Genomic DNA, 21,354 nt, shown 5'->3' on the forward strand with positions numbered 1-21,354 from the left:
CGGAATTACTTCTGGCCTGGAACATCCAATGCCCCCTGTCTACCGCTCGGCACTGCCTGCATTGTGCCTGTCGCTGATCCTGCCTTGTGCGTTTTCAGTCGAGGCCGCCGACCCGGCTCCCGCCACTGTGGAAAAAACCGCAGAAGAACAGCCGCTGGAGCGCCAACCGTTGCTTGAGCGCAGCCAGGAAGTGGCGGCAGCCCTCGAGCGCCAAATCCCGCAGCAGGAGCAACAGCAGTTGGTGGCCGGCAGCGACAGTTTCCTCGCGCTCTGGAAACCGGCCAATACCAGCGAACCTCGCGGTGCGGTGATTATCATCCCGGGCGCAGGCGAAACAGCTGACTGGCCTCAAGCAATCAGCCCATTGCGGCGAAAACTGCCGGATGCCAACTGGGGCAGCCTGAGTATCAGCTTGCCGGATCTGCAAAGTGCCGCCAGCCAGCCGCGGATTGTCGAAGTCGCGCCCGCCCCGGCCCCGGCGGACACTAGCAGCAAAAGTGCCAGTACTGCCGCGCCTAAACCCATCGAACAAGCGGCCGGCGGTGAGGCGGATGTCGCTGACCGTGCCACCACCGAAACTTCCGAAGAGCAGTTCAAGGCTGACGCCGAGCGGATCTTCACCCGAATCGATGCGGCGATCGCCTTTGCCGAACAGCAGAACGCACGCAGCATCGTCCTGTTGGGCCATGGCACGGGGGCTTATTGGGCGGCACGTTACCTGAGCGAGAAGCAACCCTCGCAGATAGAGAAGTTTGTGATGGTCGCCGCACAAAAGCCGCTCAATGGCCAACCGGAACTGGCGGAACTGGCGTCGACCCTGAAAGTGGCAACCGCCGACTTCTTCTATAAGGACAAGGCGCAGACGCGCGACGCAGCGTTGCAACGGCTGCAAGCGAGCAAACGCTTGAAGAGCGCGAACTTTACCCAGATCTCCTTGAATGCATTGCCCGGAAACAGCGCCGCCGAACAAGAGCAGCTGTTTCGGCGCATTCGCGGCTGGCTGAGCCCGCAGCACAGCGGCAGCTGATCGCCCCTTCCCATGCCAGTCAGTTAAGGCGGTACGCGAACCGTAGCAGCTGGCGAAGCCTGCGTTCGGCTGCGCAGCAGTCGTAAATCCTGCTTGCACGGATTATCTGGAATACCGCAGTGCCTGATTTTACGACCGCTTCGCAGCCGAACGCAGCCTTCGGCAGCTGCTACGGCATTGGGGCAAGCTCGCGAAGACTGCATCAAGGGCAACGCAAAATTCGCCTGCTAACGAAAATCCCGCCGCTGGCGAATCAACGCATACGCATTGTGCAACTCACGAGTCTTCGCGGTGGCCTCCTGCACCTGAGACGGATTGGCCCCACTGCCGGCAATCTTGTCCGGGTGATGGCGGCTGAGCAGGCGCCGGTAAGCACGCTTGATCTGTGAAGGCTCACTGGTGGCCGAGACGCCCAGCACTCGCAAAGCCTCCTGATAAGCCCCGCCACTGTTAGCCAGCGGTTTTCTATGGGGTTCGTATTCACCGGCCAGCGCTTGCACCTGCTGCGGTGTCCAGCCCAGCCATTTGCCCCATAGCTTGATCAGATCACGCTCGGCGCTACTGGCCCGGCCATCAGCCCAGACCATCCGCCAACAAGCGCGCAACACACCCTCTGCCGCATGCGGCTGAACACTCAGGCGCCGTAGATAGCCGCGCAAGCGATCACGCCCGGACTTGCCTCGGTTGAACGCAGCGATTGCGCGATTGCGCGCCGACTCATTCATTTCCAGCGCACGCATCTCCTGACGAGCCTGCTGAATATGGCCCTCGACTACCTGGCCATCGCACTTGGCCAGGCGCCCCAACAAGACGAATAACAGCTCATCATTGCGCAGCGCCGCACGCCCACCCCAACACTCGCGCAGCTGCGCCCAGCTCTGCAGCTGCAGACGCCGGTCCAGTGCCTGCCCCAATAATGCACCGAGCATGGCCCCCGGAATGCTGGCTATGAGAAAGCCCGCTCCGGCTCCGATCAGAGTCCCTGGCCATAACATATCAGCGGCTCGCTTCCAGGAGTTGTTCGACCTGTGCCAGACGCTCCAGCGTGCCGACATCAATCCAGCATCCGTGCATGTGCTCACCGGAGACCTGCCCTTGCGCCATCGCTTCGCGCAGCAGCGGAGCCAACTTGAAAGGGCCGGCAACGCTAGTCGCGAACAGTTTCGGATGCAGCACTGAAATACCGCTGTAGGTCAGCATCTGCGCCCCCGGCTCGGCGTCGCGAACCTGCCCGTCCTGCAGGCAAAAATCCCCCCCGTTCGGGTGATGCGCCGGGTTGTCGACCATCACCAGATGGGCAAGGCCGGCGATCGGTTGGCGCAGGGCCGAGAAGTCGTAGTCGGTCCAGATATCGCCATTGACCACCAGGAATGGCTCATCACCCAGCAGCGGCAACGCGCGAAAAATTCCCCCGCCAGTCTCCAGCGGTTCGCCCTCCGGCGAGTACTGGATGCTTAACCCGAACCGCGCGCCATCACCCAGGTAGTCCTCGATCTGCTGACCGAGCCAGGCATGGTTGATGACGATCTCGGTAAATCCTGCCGCCGCCAGCGCCCGCAGGTGGTGCTCGATCAATGGCACCCCGCCGGCACGAATCAATGGCTTGGGTGTGGTCAACGTTAACGGCCGCATGCGCTCGCCCTTGCCCGCCGCCAGAATCATTGCCTTCATACAGGGGCCTCGACTGGCTGGCGAAGACTGTTCAATAGCTCAGCCAACTCGGCCAACTCCGGTCGGCGCGCCACGACGGCCTCTATGTAGGCGAAAAAGCGCGGCACATCGCCGAGATAACGCGGCTTGCCGTCACGATGGCAGATACGGGCAAAGATCCCGATCACTTTCAAATGACGCTGCACGCCCATCAGATCGCTTGCTCGCAGGAAGTCTTGAAAATCCGACTGTACCGGGATGCCCAAACTAGCGGCCTGGTGCCAGTAATCCTTCAGCCAACCCTGCACACGAGCGTCAGGCCAACTGAGGAAGGCATCCTTGAACAGGCAGGTCACGTCGTAAGTGACCGGACCGTACACCGCATCCTGAAAATCCAGCACACCCGGGTTGGGGTCGCTCAACATCAGGTTGCGTGGCATGTAGTCACGATGCACCAGGACCTTGGGCTGAGCCAGGGCGCTGTCGATCAGCCGATCGCTGACCCGCTGCCAAAGCGCCCGTTGCTGCTGGTCAAACTGAATACCCAGCTCACGCCCCACGTACCATTCCGGGAAGAGTTCCAGTTCGCGGCGCAGCAACGCCACGTCATAGCTCGGCAGAGGCGCGTCCATCGGCAACTGCTGGAAGGCCAGCAATGCCTGCAACGCATCCTTGAACAGAGTGTCGGCATTTTCGCTGTCGATCACCTCCAGATAGGTCTTGTTGCCCAGGTCATTGAGCAAAAGAAAACCACGCGGCAGGTCTTGTGCGTAAATTTTCGGCACATTAATCGCGCAAGTCCCCAGTAAAAAAGCGATATCCACGAAGGGTTTGCAGTTTTCCTGGGGCGGCGGCGCATCCATCACGACGAAACTGCGCCCTTCCCCTTCCCAGCGGAAGTACCGCCGAAAACTCGCGTCGCTGCTGGCCGCAGTCAATGTAGCCGGGGGCACGGAGCCCCAGTCTTGCGCGGCATAGAGGATTGCCAACTGCTCATCGAGCCAAACTTTCAGGTGTTGCAAGCGTACATCTTGATCAGGCATTGCAAGGGTCTCCGACGGCGCTAGCCGTCAAGCGGGTCATGCTTTATTATCCAGCATCTTTTTCAGACCATCGAGAGGCGTGCGGCCCCCACCGCGGGCAGATGGCACGCAGGAAGCCCGGACTAATAAGATGGCATTGAAATCCCCCGCGTTTCGTAAAAAATTTCCGTTGTTGGTTACCGGCAGTCTGCTGGCCCTGCAACCTCTAGCCACTCAGTTCGTGGTCGCCGCGGAACAGTATGACTGCTCAGTCTCTGCTTCGGGTGCCTGGGACTGTGCGCCGAAATCCAACGCCCCTCAATTGCCACCACGTCCCGTGCATAGCGCAGACGCGGTCAGCGCACCCGGCGAGACCCCGACGGACAGCGGCGCCGGCGACGAAACCGTTGCCAAGACCACGCTGGTCACCGAGGCCAAGGGCCGCGGTCTGAAGTCACGCAGTGCCGACTACAGCCACCTCGACTGGGTGCCCCGCGAGAATCTCACCGCTGCACAATTGGCCGAGACGGGTCCTTATTGCTCTGGCTCCTATGTCGAACCCATTCGTCCTGGCATGAATGACAAGACGGATAAAAAAGACGCTCCGACCTTTATCGGTGCCAAAGCCTCGCGTTACGAGCAAGAAAAACAAGTCGCTACCCTGGCTGGTGACGTGGTCATGCGTCAGGGCAGCATGCAGGCCGAGGCCGACGAGGCCAGCCTGTACCAGACGGAAAACCGCGGTGAGCTGAGCGGCAACGTGCGCGTTCGCGACAACGGCGCGCTGCTGGTCGGCGACCACGCCGATGTGCAACTCGACACCGGCGAGGCCAAGGTCGACAACGCTGAATACGTGCTGCACAAGTCACGTGTGCGCGGCAGCGCGCTGTATGCCAAACGTGCCGAGAACGCCATCATCCGTCTCAAGGATGGTACGTACACCACGTGCGAACCGGACAGCAATGCCTGGCAGCTCAAGGGTAACAACATCACCCTGAACCCGGCGACCGGCTTCGGTACCGCGACTAACGTGACCCTCCGGGTCAAAGACATCCCGGTGCTCTACACCCCGTACATCTATTTCCCGATCGATGACCGTCGCCAGTCCGGCTTCCTGCCGCCGACTATTGGCTCCGGCAGCGATACCGGCTTCCTGCTGGTGACCCCGTACTACTTCAACATTGCACCGAACTACGATGCCACCTTGTATCCGCGCTATATGAGCAAGCGCGGGCTATTGATGGAAGGCGAATTCCGTTACCTGACCAAGGGCAGTGAAGGTCAGTTCGGCGGCGCGTACCTCAACGACGAGAATGACGACCGCAAACTGCAGTCCGACTACGAAAAAACCCGTTACATGCTCAACTGGCAGCACAAGGGCGGGCTGGATTCGCGTGTACTGACCGAAGTCGACTACACCGACATCAGCGATCCTTATTACTTCCAGGATCTGGAAAGCGATCAGATCGGCATCAAAACCAGCGACTACGTGAACCAGCAAGGTGCCGTCAGCTACCGTGGCGACAACTACACCGCGCGGATCAACGCACATGCCTATGAATTGGCGACTGTCTCGGATATCACGCCCTATGACCGCTTACCGCAGATCACCTTCAACGGTGCACTGCCGTACCACCCAAGCGGGCTGGATTTTGACTACAAGACTGAAGTCGTGCGGTTTGATCGGGATCTGAAAACCGGCAACTACGTTGATCAAGACGGTGTCGCGGCGCCGCGGCTCGATAGGAACGTTCAGGGTCTGGCACGCGCCAACGGCAACCGTCTCGATCTCGAACCGGGCGTCAGCCTGCCGCTCAATTGGACGTATGGCTTCCTGAAACCATCGCTCAAGTACAAATATACCCAGTATGATCTTGACCTCGACGGAACAGGTAAAGATCAGATCGCCTTGCAGAATGCCGAAGGTGATCGTCTCAATGGCACCTTCAGCCAGAATCAAAACCGAGGCGTGCCGATTGCCAGCATCGACAGCGGCCTGTATTTCGACCGCAATACCCAGTGGTTCGGCAAGAATTACCGCCAAACCCTGGAACCGCGCCTGTTCTATCTCTATGTCCCGGAGAAAGACCAGGCCGACATTCCGGTATTCGACACCGGCGAAAGTACGTTCAACTACTCCTCGCTGTTTCGCGAAAACCGCTTCTCCGGTTCCGACCGTGTCGGCGACGAAAACAAGCTGTCGCTGGGCATAACCAACCGCTGGATCGAAGAAAACGGCTTCGAACGTCAAACCATCAGCGTCGGTCAGGCCCTGTATTTCAAGGACCGCGAAGTTCAGTTGCCGGGTATCGATGCAAAAACCCGCGAGGATGCACACTCCAGCGTTTCACCCTATGCGCTTGAGTACGCCTACCGCTTCAACCGCGACTGGCGCGCCACCGCTGACTACAACTGGGATCCGGACAGCGGCAGCCCTCGCTCGGGCAGCGCGATGTTCCACTACCAGCCGGAAGACAACCCGAACAAGGTCATCAACGCCGGTTATCGTTATCGCAACGACCAGATCCGCTACGACCAGACCACCGGTACGTGGCAGGTTGGCGGCGGCGATTACGGTGTTGAAGGCCAGCCAGGCTTCGTGAAGGACTACTACAAGATCAAACAGCACGACTTCTCGGTGATGTGGCCGATCGTGCCGCAATGGAACGCCATCAGCCGCTGGCAGTATGACTACAACCGCAACCGTACCCTGGAAGCCTTCGGTGGTTTCGAGTACGACAACTGCTGCTGGAAACTGCGCCTGATCAACCGTTACTGGATCGACTATGACGAGTTCAGTCAGGACGCTCCGCAAAACGAAAAAGGCGACCATGGCGTCTTCCTCCAAATTGTTCTGAAGGGGCTTGGTGGCGTTGTTGGCTCCAAAGTAGAGAGCTTCCTCGACAAAGGCATTCAAGGTTATCGTGAACGTGAAGACCAAGCTTTCTGATTCTCTGCGCCCGCTGCTGCTGGGTGCATTGCTACTGGGCACCGCGGCCAACGCTGCGGTACAGTCCATCGATAAGGTGGTGGCCATCGTCGATAACGACGTGGTCATGCAGAGCCAACTGGACCAACGGGTTCATGAGGTTCAGCAAACCATCGCCAAGCGCGGTGCTGCCGCGCCGCCACCTGGTGTACTGGATCAGCAAGTGCTCGAGCGCCTGATCGTCGAAAACCTGCAACTGCAGATCGGCGAGCGTTCCGGCATCCGCATCACCGATGAGGAGCTGAACCAGGCGATCGGCACCATTGCCCAGCGCAACAACATGTCCGTGGAACAGTTCCGCATCGCTCTGACTCGCGACGGCCTGTCTTATGAAGACGCTCGTGATCAGGTTCGTCGCGAGATGATCATCAGCCGGGTCCGCCAGCGTCGCGTGGCTGAGCGCGTGCAGGTATCGGAGCAGGAAGTGAAGAACTTCCTCGCCTCGGACTTGGGCAAGATGCAGCTGTCCGAAGAGTTCCGCCTGGCCAACATCCTGATCCCGACCCCGGAAAGCGCCAACTCTGAAGCGATTCAGAACGCCGGGCGTCAGGCTGCCGATGTTTATCAGCAACTCAAGCAAGGCGCTGATTTCGCTCAGCTGGCAATCGCCAAATCCGCCAGTGAAACCGCGCTGGAAGGCGGCGACATGGGCTGGCGTAAAGCCGCACAACTGCCACCGCCGTTCGATCGCATGCTCAGCAGGATGGCGGTGGGTGACATCACCGAGCCGATGCGCACCCCGGGTGGCTTCATCATTCTGAAAATCCTGGAAAAACGCGGCGGCGAGACTCAGGTGCGTGACGAAGTGCATGTCCGCCATATCCTGATCAAACCCAGCGAAATTCGTAGCGAAGAAGAAACCCGGCGTCTGGCGGAGAAACTCTACGAGCGAATTGAATCCGGCGAAGACTTTGCCGAACTGGCGAAAAGCTTTTCGGAAGATCCGGGCTCTGCCCTCAATGGCGGCGACCTGAACTGGATCGACCCGAACGCCCTGGTGCCTGAATTCCGCGCGGTAATGGCCGGGACCCCTCAGGGTCAGCTGTCGAAACCGTTCAAAAGCCCTTACGGCTGGCACGTCCTGGAAGTCCTCGGCCGGCGCGCCACCGACAGCACCTCCCAGGCCCGTGAACAGCAAGCGATGACCGTATTGCGTAACCGCAAATACGACGAAGAGCTGCAGACCTGGCTGCGTCAGATCCGTGACGAAGCCTACGTTGAAATCAAGCTCCCTGGCGCTGACCAGGCGCCGCAGTGAACCCCAAGCGTTTCGCGCTGACACCCGGCGAGCCGGCCGGCATAGGTCCTGACCTGTGCCTGCTGCTCGCCTCGCAGCCCCAGCCATACCCCCTGATAGCCATTACCAGCCGCGACCTGCTCCTTGAGCGGGCCGCGCAACTGGGTGTGGCTGTCGACCTGCTGGCGGTGACTCCAGACAGCTGGCCGGACTCACCGGCTCCGGCCAACAGCCTGTATGTCTGGGATACCCCGCTACAGGCCAAAGTCATTGCCGGACAACTGGACAAGGCCAACGCCGGGTTCGTGCTCCAGACCCTGACTCGCGCGGCCCAAGGCTGTGTCGACGGGCATTTTGCCGGCATGATCACCGCGCCCGTGCATAAAGGCGTGATCAACGAGGCAGGGATACCCTTCTCGGGTCATACCGAATTCCTTGCCGACCTGACCCACACTGCCCAAGTCGTGATGATGCTCGCCACCCGCGGTCTGCGCGTAGCCCTGGTCACCACTCACCTGCCCTTGCGGCAGATTGCCGATGCGATCACCCCGGAACGCCTGGAGCGAGTGACGCGGATCCTGCACGCCGACCTGCAGCAAAAGTTCGGTATTGCCCAGCCGCGCATCCTGGTCTGCGGGCTCAACCCCCATGCTGGCGAAGGCGGGCATCTGGGCCATGAAGAAATCGACATCATCGAACCTACCTTGGAGCGTCTGCGCAGTGAGGGCATGGATCTACGCGGCCCCCTGCCTGCCGACACTCTGTTTACCCCCAAATATCTGGAGCACTGCGATGCAGTGCTGGCGATGTACCACGACCAGGGCCTGCCCGTACTGAAATACAAAGGTTTCGGTGCCGCAGTCAATGTGACCCTCGGTCTGCCAATTATCCGCACCTCAGTCGACCATGGAACCGCCCTGGATCTGGCCGGTAGCGGAAAAATCGACACCGGCAGCCTGCAAGTCGCCCTGGAAACCGCCTACCAGATGGCCGAGACCCGTTTATGACCGAACACTACCAACACCGGGCGCGCAAGCGTTTCGGCCAGAACTTCCTGCACGACGCTGGGGTGATCGACCGCATTCTGCGCGCCATTCACGCCCGCCCTGAAGACCGCCTGCTGGAAATCGGCCCGGGCCAGGGCGCATTGACCGAAGGCCTGCTCGACAGCGGCGCACAGCTGGATGTTGTTGAGCTGGACAAGGATCTGATCCCGATCCTCAATCAACAGTTCGCTGGCAAAAGCAATTTCAACCTGCATCAAGGCGACGCCCTGAAGTTCGACTTCACCAGCCTCAATGCCGCGCCCAGCAGCCTGCGAGTAGTCGGCAACCTGCCGTACAACATCTCCACCCCGCTGATTTTCCACCTGCTGCGCAACGCCAGCCTGATCCGCGACATGCACTTCATGCTGCAAAAGGAAGTGGTCGAGCGCCTGGCAGCGGGCCCTGGCGGCGGTGACTGGGGCCGCTTGTCGATCATGGTTCAGTACCATTGCCGGGTCGAACACCTGTTCAATGTCGGCCCGGGTGCATTCAACCCGCCGCCAAAAGTCGATTCGGCGATTGTCCGCCTGGTGCCCCACGCCGTTCTGCCGCACCCGGCCAAGGATCATCGCCTGCTCGAGCGCGTTGTTCGCGAAGCCTTCAATCAGCGTCGCAAGACCCTGCGCAACACCCTCAAAGCCTTGCTCAGCAATGCCGAGATAGAAGCCGCGGGCGTCGATGGCAGCCTGCGCCCGGAACAGCTCGACCTGGCCGCGTTTGTCCGCCTGGCCGACAAGCTGGGCGAACAAGTTGCCGAGACGCCCAGCCTCAGCTGACACGCCATTATCGTTTTCGGGTAAGACACCAGGCGCCATGTCTGGTTTACTACCCGATACTTGGCCTAGACTGATCTCATCAGTTATGTCCCGCGCTTCGCTTTGCTTTTAAGGCCTTTTGCATGTCCGATCCTCGTTATAAGGTCGACGTCAGCGTCGTCACCCGCTATCTGGCAGAACAATCGTTACCCGAGCAAAATCGTTTTGCCTTCGCCTACACCATTACCATCAAGAACAACGGCCAGATATCGGCCAAGTTGCTCTCACGGCACTGGGTCATCACCGATGGCGACGGGCATGTCGAAGAGGTCCGCGGTGCGGGCGTGGTCGGTCAGCAACCGTTGATCGGGGCTGGCGAAAGCCATACCTACAGCAGCGGCACGGTGATGACCAGCCGCGTAGGTACCATGCAGGGCAGTTATCAGATGCTCGCCGAAGACGGTAAACACTTTGACGCTATCATCGCGCCATTTCGGCTCGCGGTGCCCGGAGCCCTGCATTAATGGCGGTGTATGCCGTCGGCGACCTGCAAGGCTGCCTTGAACCGCTGCAATGCCTGCTCGAACGCGTCGCCTTCGACCCCGTCAAAGATCGCCTCTGGCTGGTCGGAGACCTGGTCAACCGCGGCCCACAGTCGCTGGAAACCCTGCGCTTTCTTTACAGCATCCGCGAATCGCTGGTGTGCGTGCTGGGTAACCATGACCTGCACCTGCTGGCCGTCGGGCAAAATATCGAGCGCCTGAAGAAAGCCGACACCCTGCGCGAGATCCTCGAAGCGCCTGATCGCGAAGAACTGCTGGAGTGGTTGCGCCAGCAAAAACTGCTGCACTATGACGAACGGCGCGACATGGTGCTGGTCCACGCTGGCATACCGCCTCAGTGGTCGCTGCGCAAAGCGCTGAAGTATGCGGAGGAAGTCGAACAAGCTCTGCACGACGACATCCTCTTCGCACCCTATCTGGATGGCATGTACGGCAACGAGCCGGTGAAATGGGACAACGACCTCAAAGGCGCTGCCCGCCTGCGAATGATCACCAACTATTTCACTCGCATGCGCTTCTGCACCAGCGATGGCAAACTTGACCTCAAGGGCAAGGAAGGCCCGGATACCGCGCCGCCAGGTTATGCCCCCTGGTTTCGCCACAAGGAGCGCAAGACCAAGGGCCTGAAGATTGTCTTTGGTCACTGGGCAGCCCTTGATGGCCGCTGCAACGAGCCGGGTATCTTCGCCCTCGACACCGGCTGTGTCTGGGGCGGCGCCCTGACCCTGCTGAATATCGACACCGGTGAGCGTCTGCGGTGCAAGTGCGATGCCCAAGGCCACGCCAAACCGAATGTCGCCCACTCTACCCCCGAACAATTGCCGGCCACCGCGAAGCGCTGAACTGCGCTTTCAGCCAGGCCACAGGAGCCCGCCATGAGCGAATTCAAACGCATCCCTCCCGAACAAGCCCATGCCCTGCGTGAACAGGGTGCAGTCGTGGTCGACATTCGTGATCCGCAGACTTACGCCGCCAATCACATCAGCGGCTCGCAACACCTGGATAACCATTCCATTCCCGACTTTATCCGCAATGCCGACCTGGACGCGCCACTGGTGGTGGTCTGTTACCACGGAAACTCCAGCCAAAGCGCTGCGGCCTACCTGATCAGCCAAGGCTTTTCCGACGTCTACAGCCTGGACGGTGGTTTTGAGTTATGGCGTACGACTTATCCGTCGGAAACCGCGAAAAGCGTTTCCGAATAATTTTTTCTAACGCTCTAGCCCACGTCCCCCGCGGGCTAGCGCGGTGGCTGACGAACGGTCAGTCGCAACTAATTACGCATTGCTCCTTGTTCTCTCCGATTCCGAACTATCCTTAGCCTCAGGCCATCCAAAACAGGGGAGAGCCGGTACACCGGCGTGCGGGTCATCGGTACTAGCTTTCAAGGTAGATTGCTTTGAAAGTGTTCTGGGGGGTAAACAGCAACTGGATTTCAGTTGCATGCCAGCACTTGACTGATCTGATCCGGCGTCGGCTCCACGTATCGAGCGAGGTGACGTCATGAGTATTTTTAGCCACTTCCAACAACGTTTCGAGTCCACACGCCAGGAAGAACTCTCGCTGCAGGAGTATCTAGAGCTGTGCAAAACGGATCGCAGCGCTTACGCCTCCGCAGCCGAACGCCTGCTACTGGCAATCGGCGAGCCGGAATTGCTGGACACCTCTGCCAACTCGCGCTTGTCGCGAATTTTTTCCAACAAGGTGATCCGCCGCTACCCGGCCTTTGAAGACTTCCATGGCATGGAGGAATGCATCGATCAGATCGTTTCCTACTTCCGCCATGCGGCTCAAGGCCTGGAAGAGAAGAAACAGATCCTCTATCTGCTCGGCCCGGTGGGTGGTGGCAAGTCGTCCCTGGCCGAGAAGCTGAAACAGCTGATCGAGAAAGTGCCCTTTTACGCCATCAAGGGTTCACCGGTTTTCGAGTCGCCTCTTGGGTTATTCAACGCCACGGAAGATGGCCAGATCCTTGAAGAAGACTTCGGTATTCCGCGGCGCTATCTGAGCACCATCATGTCGCCCTGGGCCACCAAGCGCCTGGCCGAGTTTGGCGGTGACATCAGCCAGTTCCGGGTGGTCAAGCTCTACCCATCGATCCTCAACCAGATCGCGGTCGCCAAGACCGAGCCCGGGGATGAAAACAACCAGGATATTTCTGCCCTGGTGGGCAAGGTCGATATCCGCAAGCTGGAAGAATACCCGCAGAACGACGCAGACGCTTACAGCTACTCGGGCGCCCTGTGCCGGTCCAACCAGGGCCTGATGGAATTCGTCGAAATGTTCAAGGCACCGATCAAGGTGCTGCACCCATTGCTGACGGCAACCCAGGAAGGCAACTACAACAGTACCGAAGGTCTGGGGGCCATTCCGTTTACCGGCATCTTGCTGGCCCACTCAAACGAATCGGAATGGCACACTTTCCGTAACAACAAGAACAACGAAGCGTTCATTGACCGGATCTACATCGTCAAAGTGCCGTACTGCCTGCGGGTCAGCGACGAAGTGAAGATCTACGACAAACTACTGTTCAACAGTTCGCTGGCCAAAGCCCATTGCGCGCCCGACACCTTGAAGATGCTTGCGCAGTTCACCGTACTCTCGCGCCTCAAAGAGCCGGAGAACTCCAATATCTACTCGAAAATGCGCGTGTACGACGGTGAGAACCTCAAGGACACCGATCCGAAAGCAAAATCGATCCAGGAGTACCGCGACAACGCCGGTGTCGATGAGGGCATGAATGGTCTGTCGACCCGGTTTGCGTTCAAGATCCTGTCGAAAGTCTTTAACTTCGACCCTCACGAGATCGCTGCCAACCCGGTGCATTTGCTCTATGTACTGGAACAGCAAATCGAACAGGAGCAATTCCAGGCGGAAACCCGGGAACGCTACCTGCGCTTCCTGAAAGAGTACCTGGCACCGCGCTATATCGAGTTCATCGGCAAGGAAATCCAGACCGCCTACCTCGAGTCCTACAGCGAGTACGGTCAGAACATCTTCGACCGTTATGTGCTCTACGCAGACTTCTGGATTCAGGATCAGGAATACCGCGATCCGGAAACCGGCGAGATCCTCAACCGTGTGGCGCTGAACGAGGAACTGGAGAAAATCGAAAAACCGGCCGGCATCAGCAACCCGAAAGATTTCCGCAACGAAATCGTCAACTTCGTGTTGCGCGCCCGGGCCAACAACAATGGCAAAAACCCGACCTGGCTCAGCTACGAGAAACTGCGGGTGGTCATCGAGAAGAAAATGTTCTCGAACACCGAGGATCTGCTGCCGGTTATCAGCTTCAACGCCAAGGCCAGCAAAGAGGATCAGCAAAAGCACAACGACTTCGTTACACGGATGGTCGAGCGCGGCTACACCGACAAACAGGTACGACTGCTCTCCGAGTGGTACCTGCGGGTCAGAAAATCACAGTAACCCGCTACCGGTCGCACCGGTTGTCGTTAGCCCGGAGCCTGTGCCAGGATTTTCTGGTACACAGGTTCCAGGAAGGTGTCAGAAGTCGGTAGCGAGGTACTGGCAGTACAATTGGCTCAGGAGGCCCAATGGTCGCCTCCGGGCAGTTGGCGTGCCACAGACCCGTGCACCGCTTCCAGGACAGCTTCTAAGGAGCAGTCATGAGCTATGTGATCGACCGACGTCTCAATGGCAAGAACAAGAGCACGGTTAACCGCCAACGGTTTCTGCGGCGCTACCGTGATCACATCAAGAAAGCTGTTGAAGAAGCCGTCAGCCGTCGCTCCATCACCGATATGGAGCACGGCGAGCAAATCAGCATTCCCGGCCGCGATATCGACGAGCCGGTGCTTCATCATGGTCGCGGCGGCAAGCAGACCGTGGTTCACCCTGGAAACAAGGAATTCACCAGTGGCGAACACATCCCTCGCCCGCCCGGCGGTGGCGGCGGCAGAGGCCCCGGCAGGGCCGGCAACACCGGCGAAGGCATGGACGAATTCGTCTTCCAGATTACTCAGGAAGAGTTTCTCGAATTCATGTTCGAAGACCTGGAACTGCCCAATCTGGTCAAACGCAACCTGACCGGGACCGACACCTTTAAAACCGTTCGAGCCGGCATCAGCAACGAAGGCAACCCGTCGCGGATCAATATCATCCGCACATTGCGTTCGGCCCATGCCCGACGGATTGCGCTGTCCGGCAGCAGCCGGGCAAAACTGCGCGATGCCAGGGACGAACTCTTGCGGCTAAAACGCGAAGAACCGGATAACTTCGGCGATATTCAGGAAATTGAAGCGGAAATCGAACGATTGATTGCGCGCATTCATCGCGTGCCGTTTCTCGATACTTTCGACCTCAAGTACAACCTGCTGATCAAACAGCCCAATCCCAGCTCCAAGGCGGTGATGTTCTGCCTGATGGACGTCTCCGGCTCCATGACTCAAGCGACCAAGGACATCGCCAAACGCTTTTTCATCCTGCTGTACCTGTTCCTCAAGCGTAACTACGACAAGATCGATGTGGTGTTCATCCGCCATCACACCAGCGCCCGGGAAGTCGACGAGGAGGAGTTTTTCTATTCCCGCGAAACCGGCGGCACCATCGTTTCCAGCGCCTTGAAGTTGATGCAGGAGATCATGGCCGAACGCTATCCGAGCAATGAATGGAATATCTACGCAGCCCAGGCGTCCGACGGTGACAACTGGAACGATGACTCACCGATCTGCCGCGATATCCTGATCAACCAGATCATGCCATTTGTGCAGTACTACACTTATGTGGAGATTACTCCCCGCGAACACCAAGCCCTGTGGTTCGAGTACGAACGGATCGCCGAAGCCTTTTCCGACACGTTTGCCCAGCAACAATTGGTCTCGGCCGGAGATATCTATCCGGTCTTCCGTGAACTCTTCCAGCGCAGGTTAGTGACATGACCGCCAGAGAGCAGAAACGCCTACCCATATCCACCGGCTCGGAATGGACGTTCGAGCTGATCCAGGCCTACGACCGCGAAATCAGCAGGCTCGCGGACCGGTATGCGCTGGATACCTACCCCAACCAGATCGAAGTGATCACCGCCGAGCAGATGATGGATGCCTACGCTTCCGTGGGCATGCCTCTGGGGTATCACCATTGGTCTTATGGCAAACACTTTCTCAGTACCGAAAAATCCTACACTCGCGGCCAGATGGGGCTGGCCTACGAAATCGTGATCAATTCGGACCCGTGCATCGCCTATCTCATGGAGGAAAACACCATTTGCATGCAGGCGCTGGTCGTGGCCCATGCCTGCTATGGCCACAACAGCTTCTTCAAAGGCAATTACCTGTTTCGTACCTGGACCGATGCCAGCTCGATCATCGACTACCTGGTGTTCGCCAAGCAGTACATCATGCAATGCGAAGAACGCCATGGCATTGATGCGGTAGAAGACTTGCTGGACTCCTGCCATGCGCTGATGAACTATGGAGTAGACCGTTACAAACGCCCCTATCCGATCTCCGCGGAGGAAGAGCGGCGGCGGCAGAAGGACCGGGAAGAGCACCTGCAAAAGCAGATCAACGACCTCTGGCGCACCATTCCCAAAGGCGCGGACAAGTACAGCGACAAGGACAATGCGCGGTTCCCCGCCGAGCCCCAGGAAAACATCCTCTATTTCATCGAAAAACACGCACCGCTACTGGAGCCCTGGCAGCGGGAAATCGTGCGGATCGTGCGCAAGATCGCGCAGTACTTTTACCCGCAACGGCAAACCCAGGTGATGAACGAAGGCTGGGCGACCTTCTGGCACTACACCTTGATGAACGACCTGTATGACGAAGGCCTGGTGACTGATGGCTTCATGATCGAGTTCCTGACTTCCCATACCAGCGTGGTGTTTCAGCCCGGTTTCGACAGCCCTTATTACAATGGGATCAACCCCTACACCCTGGGTTTCGCCATGTACCGCGATATCCGGCGGATGTGCGAATCGCCCACTGAAGAAGACTACCGTTGGTTCCCGGACGTCGCCGGTACCGACTGGCTGTCCAGCATCAAGTTCGCCATGAGCAGTTTCAAGGACGAAAGCTTCATCCTGCAGTACCTGTCACCCAAGGTGATCCGCGATCTGAAGCTGTTCAGCATCCTTGATGACGATCAGAAGGAGGATCTGCTGGTGCCGGCGATCCATGACGAAGACGGTTATCGGATCATCCGTGAAACCCTGGCGGCACAATACAACCTGGGCAATCGCGAACCCAACATACAGATCTACAGCATCGACCGGCGTGGAGACCGTTCGCTGACCCTGCGCCACCAGCAGCACGACCGCAAACCCCTGGGAGATTCCACCGACGAAGTGCTCAAGCACCTGCATCGGCTCTGGGGCTTCGATATTCACCTGGAAACCCTGCAGGGTGACCATGTAGTGAAAACCCATCACGTCCCCCCAAGAGGCGAGCATAGCGAAGGGGATTACGGTCGGCTGGACCTGGCCGTCATCCACCTTTGATTCCAGCCAAAGCCTCCGAAAGTTCGACGCAAAGGTTATCCTGTCGAGCTAACGGAGGTTTTTTATGCAGATTTATAAAGTCGGTGGCGCGGTGCGCGATCGCTTGCTGGGCAGGCCTGTCACCGATATCGATTGGGTCGTGGTCGGCGCCAGCACAGAAGAAATGCTCGCCAAGGGCTATCGCCCGGTAGGCGCCGATTTCCCGGTATTCCTGCACCCGCAGAGCGGCGAGGAATACGCGCTTGCCCGGACCGAACGCAAGAGTGGCCGCGGTTATGGCGGCTTCACTTTCCACGCGAGCCCCGAGGTCACCCTTGAACAAGACTTGATCCGCCGCGACTTGACGATCAATGCCATGGCCGAGGACGAGCAGGGCCAACTGACCGACCCCTATCACGGCCAGCGCGATCTTGAAGCCCGCATACTTCGTCACGTTTCCCCGGCATTCGCCGAAGATCCACTCCGGGTTCTCCGAGTGGCCCGTTTCGCAGCGCGCTACGCCGGGCTCGGCTTCAGCATCGCGCCCGAGACCCTGGAACTGATGCGCGAACTCAGCGAATCAGGCGAGCTCGAGGCGTTGACCGCGGAGCGCAGCTGGAAAGAAATCTCCCGCGCCCTGATGGAAGATCAGCCTCAGGTGTTTATCCAGGTGCTGCGTGACTGCGGCGCACTCAAAGTCTTGCTCCCCGAAGTTGAAGCACTGTTCGGCGTGCCACAACCGGAACTCCATCACCCGGAAATCGACAGCGGCATCCATACCCTGAGCGTCCTCGAACAGACGGCCAGGCATGCCCAGCCGCTGACAGTGCGCTGGGCCTGCCTGCTCCATGACGTGGGCAAGGGGCTCACCCCAGAGACTCAGTGGCCGCAACATATTGCCCACGAGCAAAAGGGATTACGCCTGATCAAGGCGGTGAACGAGCGCTTTAAAGCGCCCAGGGATTGTTCGGAACTGGCCTTGCTGGTCGGCCAATATCACACTCATGGACATCGCGCCCTCGAGCTCAAGCCTTCGACTTTGCTGGAGTTGCTGCAAAGCTTTGATGTCTATCGACGGCCGCAACGCTTTGAAGAGTTCGTTGTCGCCTGCGAAATGGACGCCCGAGGCCGCAAAGGCCTCGAACAACGCAGTTATCCACAGGCAGCGTATTTACGCGGCGCCGCAATCGCAGCGCGAACCGTGGCGGTACAGCCACTGCTGGAACAAGGCTTCAAAGGGCCGGAGTTAGGTGAAGCACTCAAGGCTGAACGCTTGAAAGCGCTCAAGGCTTACAAGGAACTGCAGTAAAGCAAGATCAAAAGATCGCAGCCTGCGGCAGCTCCTACGCAATCGTGTACACCCGGCCCCTGTAGGAGCTGCCGCAAGCTGCGATCCTGGCTATTCGAAATACAACGAAGAATTATCGGCTCAGAGCAGGTTCGGGGAAGTCAGCTGTACCCCACGCCATTCAAACGCCACAGGCGCCAAAACCTGGTCAATCTGCGCCTCACTCCACAGGACTGCGAAGGTCTTTCCGACACCGGGATGCAATCTGTCAGGCGCCATCAACGACAACGGCCACAATACAAAGGCATTTTTCAGGATTTCCGTGCGAGGCAGGATCAATCCGTCGAAATTACCCATCAGATCGCCATACAGCAGCACGTCGATATCCAGCGGCAGGCCCTTGCGATCCGGCGCATAACGACCGTTGTCCGCCTCGATGAATTTCAGTCGGCGATCCAGCTCCATCAACGACAGGTCGGTGTAAGCCGACACCACCAAATTGAAGAACGGACCACTCTTGATACCCACCGCCTGACTTTCAAATACCGCCGAACACCGCACATCCACCAGAAAACCGGCCAGAGCATCCAGCCCTGCCTGTAAATGGGTGTTGCGCTCGATATTGCTACCGAGACCTAGAAACACCTGAGTTAGCGACATCCGCGCTCGATCTCCACGCCCACACCGGTGGCGGCGGCCACTGCACCAGGCTTGGTCAGCTTGAGGTGCAGCCAGGGAATGTGAAACTCGCTCATCAGCACCTCGGCCAGACGCTCGGCGAACGTTTCCACCAGCTGGAACTGTGCCTGCTCGGCAAACGCCTGTACGCGCGAGGATACGCTGGCATAGTCCAGCGCCAGAGTCAGGTCATCACCTGCAGCGGCCGGGCGATTATCCCAGGCGAAGCTCAGATCAAGACGCAGGCACTGTCGGATGCCCCGCTCCCAGTCGTAGGCCCCGATCACCGTGTCAACTTCCAGGCCCTCGATAAACACTCTGTCCAAGCACTCTTCTCCGCAGCACGACAAGGGCGCAATGCGCCGTTAGAATCAGGGCGTCTTCGCCCGGAATAGTTAGCATGTTTTGGTTACTGGCGATCCTCGCCTACCTGCTTGGCTCTCTGTCCTTCGCCATTTTGCTCAGCCGCCTGACCGGTAGCCCCGATCCGCGAATGAGTGGCTCGGGTAATGCCGGCGCCACCAACATGCTGCGCGTGGCGGGTAAAAAACTCGCCACCCTGACCTTGCTCGGCGACCTCTGCAAAGGTCTGCTGCCGGTCGTGATCGCCGGCGTGGCAGGGTTGTCACTGCAGCAACAGGCCTGGGTCGGCTTATGCGCCGTGATCGGCCACCTGTTCCCGCTGTACTTTCGCTTCCGTGGCGGCAAAGGCGTGGCCACCGCTGCCGGAATGCTGCTGGGACTGTACCCGCCTGCCGCGCTCCTGGCCCTCTGCGCCTGGCTACTGACCTTCTACCTCACCCGCACCAGCTCACTGGCTGCCTTGATTGCCACACCCCTGACCCTGCCACTGCTGGCCTGGCAAGAGCCTGCAGCCTTGCTGCCGATGAGCGCACTCACGGCGCTGATCGTCTGGCGCCATCGCGGCAATCTACGCGACCTGTTGGCCGGGCGCGAACGGCATTTTTAGATCTTGACGATGAATGCCATTCAGGTTTCGGCCACGCTCGCCAGGACAAGCGCCTACAGCGGCGACAATTGCTCCATCGGCCAGCGCGCCTGCACACTGATTGCCAGGCTTTCATGCTGCCCGGCTTGCAAACGCTGACAGCCGGCAAAAGCGATCATCGCGCCGTTATCGGTGCAGAACTCCGGACGTGCGTAGTAAACGTCGCCCTTCATGTCGCCGAGCATTTTCTCCAGCGAAACCCGCAGCGCCTTGTTGGCACTCACGCCGCCAGCAATGACCAGGCGCTTGAGATCCGCCTGTTTCAGCGCGCGCTTGCACTTGATGGTCAAAGTCTCCACCACCGCCTGCTGGAAGGCCAGCGAGATGTCGCAACGGGTTTGTTCACTGTCGTCCCCAGCGCTGACGCATTGCTGCCAGGTGTTCAAGGCAAAGGTTTTCAAGCCGCTGAAGCTGAAGCTCAGCCCCGGGCGATCGCACATTGGCCGCGGGAAGACAAAACGTCCAGCAACGCCTTGCTCCGCCAGCCGCGCGATTTCAGGCCCACCCGGATAATTCATGCCCATCATCTTGGCCGTCTTGTCGAACGCTTCACCGGCGGCATCATCGAGCGTCTCGCCCAACAGCTGGTATTGGCCGATCCCATCGACCCGAACCAGCTGGGTATGCCCACCGGAAACCAACAAAGCGACGAACGGAAACTCCGGAGGTTGTTCCTCCAGCATCGGCGCCAGCAAATGGCCTTCCATGTGATGCACGCCAAGGGCCGGAATGCCCCAGGCAAACGCCAACGCCTGGGCGCATGAGGCGCCGACCAGCAACGCCCCGACAAGCCCGGGACCCGCGGTGTAGGCGATCGCATCGATCTCGGTCGGGACGCAGTCGGCCTCGGCCAGAACCTGGCGAATCAGGGGCAGCATGCGTTTGACGTGGTCACGCGAAGCCAGCTCCGGCACCACGCCACCATAGGCACGATGCAGGTCGATCTGACTGAACAGCGCGTCGGCCAGCAGGCCGCGTTCACTGTCGTAAAGTGCGACACCGGTTTCGTCGCAAGAGGTTTCTAATCCCAGTACTAGCATGGGTTTGCGCCTTGTAGAGGCTAGATTCGAAGGCGCGCATAATAGTCGTCACTTCCGGTACCTACCAGCGGTTTTCGATCAGAGGCTTTGCATTCCGAGCGTTGAGGGGTTAACATCCGCAACCCTTAAAAACCGACGTCTTCAAGTGCATTTATGCCGCGAGGATGTTGATCCCCGGTAATGAATGAAGGTAGCTCTGGATGCCCGCGGTCAAAGTTAAAGAGAACGAACCCTTCGACGTAGCTCTGCGTCGTTTCAAGCGCTCCTGCGAAAAAGCCGGTGTACTGGCTGAAGTTCGTAGCCGCGAATTTTACGAGAAGCCGACTTCCGAGCGTAAGCGTAAAGCAGCAGCTGCTGTTAAGCGTCACGCGAAGAAAGTTCAGCGCGAGCAGCGCCGCGCCGTTCGTCTGTACTAATACACAGACGTTGGTAGCAAGCTTCTGCCAAGCCCGGCCCTCAGCCGGGCTATTGGCATTTGCGTATATTCGCTTGACGCTTCACTGTCAAAGCCGCCGATGCGACCGAGACAAATCTGCTTCACCACGTCAGACCTGGCTCTTTTGCCAGCGGTGCACGTCTTTTCTGACGAGCCTTTCAAGGCTACTGACGAGCAC

At 58.9% G+C, this 21,354-nt stretch carries 20 protein-coding genes; 14 read left to right on the forward strand and 6 right to left on the reverse strand.

Going from position 1 to position 21,354, the window contains the following annotated elements:
• Positions 1-28: 28 nt before the first annotated feature.
• Positions 29-1,027 (forward strand): alpha/beta hydrolase family protein, encoded by a 999-nt coding sequence (locus tag F8N21_RS01235; RefSeq protein WP_150640374.1) that lies wholly within the window; start codon positions 29-31, stop codon positions 1,025-1,027.
• Between the two features lie 227 nt (positions 1,028-1,254).
• Here the strand turns inward: F8N21_RS01235 and F8N21_RS01240 are convergent, their stop codons facing one another.
• From F8N21_RS01240 to F8N21_RS01250, 3 genes are read right to left on the reverse strand one after another with little or no spacing between them, the layout of a single operon-like run.
• Positions 1,255-2,022 carry a TerB family tellurite resistance protein gene (locus tag F8N21_RS01240; RefSeq protein WP_150640375.1) on the reverse strand — a complete coding sequence of 256 codons (768 nt, stop codon included), beginning with the start codon at positions 2,020-2,022 and terminating at the stop codon, positions 1,255-1,257.
• 1 nt (position 2,023) lies between these two features.
• Positions 2,024-2,698, reverse strand: a complete 675-nt coding sequence (gene murU, locus F8N21_RS01245) for an N-acetylmuramate alpha-1-phosphate uridylyltransferase MurU (protein WP_150640376.1) — start codon at positions 2,696-2,698, stop codon at positions 2,024-2,026.
• Positions 2,695-3,720, reverse strand: a complete 1,026-nt coding sequence (locus F8N21_RS01250) for an aminoglycoside phosphotransferase family protein (protein WP_150640377.1) — start codon at positions 3,718-3,720, stop codon at positions 2,695-2,697. The genes murU and F8N21_RS01250 overlap by 4 nt, the downstream gene beginning before the upstream one ends.
• 130 nt (positions 3,721-3,850) lie before the next feature.
• Between F8N21_RS01250 and F8N21_RS01255 the strand changes: the two genes are divergently transcribed.
• From F8N21_RS01255 to F8N21_RS01305, 11 genes are all read left to right on the forward strand, one after another.
• Entirely contained in the window at positions 3,851-6,649 is a 2,799-nt protein-coding gene (locus F8N21_RS01255) for an LPS-assembly protein LptD (RefSeq protein WP_150640378.1), read from the forward strand.
• Positions 6,630-7,946, forward strand: a complete 1,317-nt coding sequence (gene surA, locus F8N21_RS01260; RefSeq protein ID WP_150640379.1) for a peptidylprolyl isomerase SurA — start codon at positions 6,630-6,632, stop codon at positions 7,944-7,946. Before F8N21_RS01255 ends, surA begins: the two co-directional genes overlap by 20 nt.
• Positions 7,943-8,932 carry a 4-hydroxythreonine-4-phosphate dehydrogenase PdxA gene (gene pdxA, locus F8N21_RS01265; protein ID WP_150640380.1) on the forward strand — a complete coding sequence of 330 codons (990 nt, stop codon included), beginning with the start codon at positions 7,943-7,945 and terminating at the stop codon, positions 8,930-8,932. The genes surA and pdxA overlap by 4 nt, the downstream gene beginning before the upstream one ends.
• A complete protein-coding gene (rsmA, locus tag F8N21_RS01270) occupies positions 8,929-9,747 on the forward strand; it encodes a 16S rRNA (adenine(1518)-N(6)/adenine(1519)-N(6))-dimethyltransferase RsmA (RefSeq protein WP_150640381.1) in 819 nt (272 codons plus the stop codon). Before pdxA ends, rsmA begins: the two co-directional genes overlap by 4 nt.
• Positions 9,748-9,869: 122 nt before the next feature.
• The gene (gene apaG / locus F8N21_RS01275; protein WP_150640382.1) at positions 9,870-10,250 is read left to right on the forward strand and encodes a Co2+/Mg2+ efflux protein ApaG; all 381 of its coding nucleotides are present in this window, start codon (positions 9,870-9,872) and stop codon (positions 10,248-10,250) included.
• Positions 10,250-11,131, forward strand: coding sequence for a symmetrical bis(5'-nucleosyl)-tetraphosphatase (locus tag F8N21_RS01280; RefSeq protein ID WP_150640383.1), 882 nt, complete (start codon positions 10,250-10,252; stop codon positions 11,129-11,131). Before apaG ends, F8N21_RS01280 begins: the two co-directional genes overlap by 1 nt.
• A 33-nt stretch (positions 11,132-11,164) precedes the next feature.
• Positions 11,165-11,494, forward strand: a complete 330-nt coding sequence (gene glpE / locus F8N21_RS01285) for a thiosulfate sulfurtransferase GlpE (RefSeq protein WP_150640384.1) — start codon at positions 11,165-11,167, stop codon at positions 11,492-11,494.
• A gap of 298 nt (positions 11,495-11,792) precedes the next feature.
• Entirely contained in the window at positions 11,793-13,715 is a 1,923-nt protein-coding gene (locus F8N21_RS01290; protein WP_150640385.1) for a PrkA family serine protein kinase, read from the forward strand.
• A gap of 200 nt (positions 13,716-13,915) precedes the next feature.
• Positions 13,916-15,187, forward strand: a complete 1,272-nt coding sequence (locus tag F8N21_RS01295) for a YeaH/YhbH family protein (RefSeq protein WP_150640386.1) — start codon at positions 13,916-13,918, stop codon at positions 15,185-15,187.
• A complete protein-coding gene (locus F8N21_RS01300; RefSeq protein WP_150640387.1) occupies positions 15,184-16,746 on the forward strand; it encodes a SpoVR family protein in 1,563 nt (520 codons plus the stop codon). Before F8N21_RS01295 ends, F8N21_RS01300 begins: the two co-directional genes overlap by 4 nt.
• Before the next feature lie 64 nt (positions 16,747-16,810).
• Positions 16,811-18,034, forward strand: a complete 1,224-nt coding sequence (locus F8N21_RS01305) for a multifunctional CCA addition/repair protein (RefSeq protein ID WP_150640388.1) — start codon at positions 16,811-16,813, stop codon at positions 18,032-18,034.
• Between the two features lie 120 nt (positions 18,035-18,154).
• Here the strand turns inward: F8N21_RS01305 and folK are convergent, their stop codons facing one another.
• A complete protein-coding gene (folK, locus tag F8N21_RS01310) occupies positions 18,155-18,673 on the reverse strand; it encodes a 2-amino-4-hydroxy-6-hydroxymethyldihydropteridine diphosphokinase (protein WP_150640389.1) in 519 nt (172 codons plus the stop codon).
• Complete coding sequence (gene folB / locus F8N21_RS01315; RefSeq protein ID WP_150640390.1) at positions 18,664-19,017, reverse strand: dihydroneopterin aldolase; 354 nt, start codon at positions 19,015-19,017, stop codon at positions 18,664-18,666. Before folB ends, folK begins: the two co-directional genes overlap by 10 nt.
• A gap of 74 nt (positions 19,018-19,091) precedes the next feature.
• Between folB and plsY the strand changes: the two genes are divergently transcribed.
• Entirely contained in the window at positions 19,092-19,661 is a 570-nt protein-coding gene (gene plsY, locus F8N21_RS01320) for a glycerol-3-phosphate 1-O-acyltransferase PlsY (RefSeq protein WP_150640391.1), read from the forward strand.
• Between the two features lie 53 nt (positions 19,662-19,714).
• On the opposite strand, the gene tsaD is transcribed toward plsY, so the two are convergent.
• Positions 19,715-20,740: a tRNA (adenosine(37)-N6)-threonylcarbamoyltransferase complex transferase subunit TsaD gene (gene tsaD / locus F8N21_RS01325; protein ID WP_150640392.1), complete on the reverse strand. Its 1,026-nt coding sequence runs from the start codon at positions 20,738-20,740 to the stop codon at positions 19,715-19,717.
• A gap of 200 nt (positions 20,741-20,940) precedes the next feature.
• Between tsaD and rpsU the strand changes: the two genes are divergently transcribed.
• Positions 20,941-21,156, forward strand: coding sequence for a 30S ribosomal protein S21 (rpsU, locus tag F8N21_RS01330; RefSeq protein WP_002551877.1), 216 nt, complete (start codon positions 20,941-20,943; stop codon positions 21,154-21,156).
• Positions 21,157-21,354 lie beyond the last annotated feature (198 nt).

The organism is Pseudomonas fluorescens, assembly GCF_902497895.1.
GTDB classification, from domain to species: Bacteria; Pseudomonadota; Gammaproteobacteria; order Pseudomonadales; family Pseudomonadaceae; genus Aquipseudomonas; species Aquipseudomonas fluorescens_BP.

Coding starts and splice junctions, on each gene's coding strand:
- F8N21_RS01290 (WP_150640385.1), top strand. CDS start 11,793: ATGAGTATTTTTAGCCACTTCCAACAACGTTTCGAGTCCACACGCCAG.
- tsaD (WP_150640392.1), bottom strand. CDS start 20,740: ATGCTAGTACTGGGATTAGAAACCTCTTGCGACGAAACCGGTGTCGCA.
- F8N21_RS01240 (WP_150640375.1), bottom strand. CDS start 2,022: ATGTTATGGCCAGGGACTCTGATCGGAGCCGGAGCGGGCTTTCTCATA.
- F8N21_RS01280 (WP_150640383.1), top strand. CDS start 10,250: ATGGCGGTGTATGCCGTCGGCGACCTGCAAGGCTGCCTTGAACCGCTG.
- F8N21_RS01250 (WP_150640377.1), bottom strand. CDS start 3,720: ATGCCTGATCAAGATGTACGCTTGCAACACCTGAAAGTTTGGCTCGAT.
- F8N21_RS01305 (WP_150640388.1), top strand. CDS start 16,811: ATGCAGATTTATAAAGTCGGTGGCGCGGTGCGCGATCGCTTGCTGGGC.
- F8N21_RS01235 (WP_150640374.1), top strand. CDS start 29: ATGCCCCCTGTCTACCGCTCGGCACTGCCTGCATTGTGCCTGTCGCTG.
- F8N21_RS01300 (WP_150640387.1), top strand. CDS start 15,184: ATGACCGCCAGAGAGCAGAAACGCCTACCCATATCCACCGGCTCGGAA.
- rsmA (WP_150640381.1), top strand. CDS start 8,929: ATGACCGAACACTACCAACACCGGGCGCGCAAGCGTTTCGGCCAGAAC.
- murU (WP_150640376.1), bottom strand. CDS start 2,698: ATGAAGGCAATGATTCTGGCGGCGGGCAAGGGCGAGCGCATGCGGCCG.
- folK (WP_150640389.1), bottom strand. CDS start 18,673: ATGTCGCTAACTCAGGTGTTTCTAGGTCTCGGTAGCAATATCGAGCGC.
- F8N21_RS01255 (WP_150640378.1), top strand. CDS start 3,851: ATGGCATTGAAATCCCCCGCGTTTCGTAAAAAATTTCCGTTGTTGGTT.
- glpE (WP_150640384.1), top strand. CDS start 11,165: ATGAGCGAATTCAAACGCATCCCTCCCGAACAAGCCCATGCCCTGCGT.
- F8N21_RS01295 (WP_150640386.1), top strand. CDS start 13,916: ATGAGCTATGTGATCGACCGACGTCTCAATGGCAAGAACAAGAGCACG.
- plsY (WP_150640391.1), top strand. CDS start 19,092: ATGTTTTGGTTACTGGCGATCCTCGCCTACCTGCTTGGCTCTCTGTCC.
- rpsU (WP_002551877.1), top strand. CDS start 20,941: ATGCCCGCGGTCAAAGTTAAAGAGAACGAACCCTTCGACGTAGCTCTG.
- apaG (WP_150640382.1), top strand. CDS start 9,870: ATGTCCGATCCTCGTTATAAGGTCGACGTCAGCGTCGTCACCCGCTAT.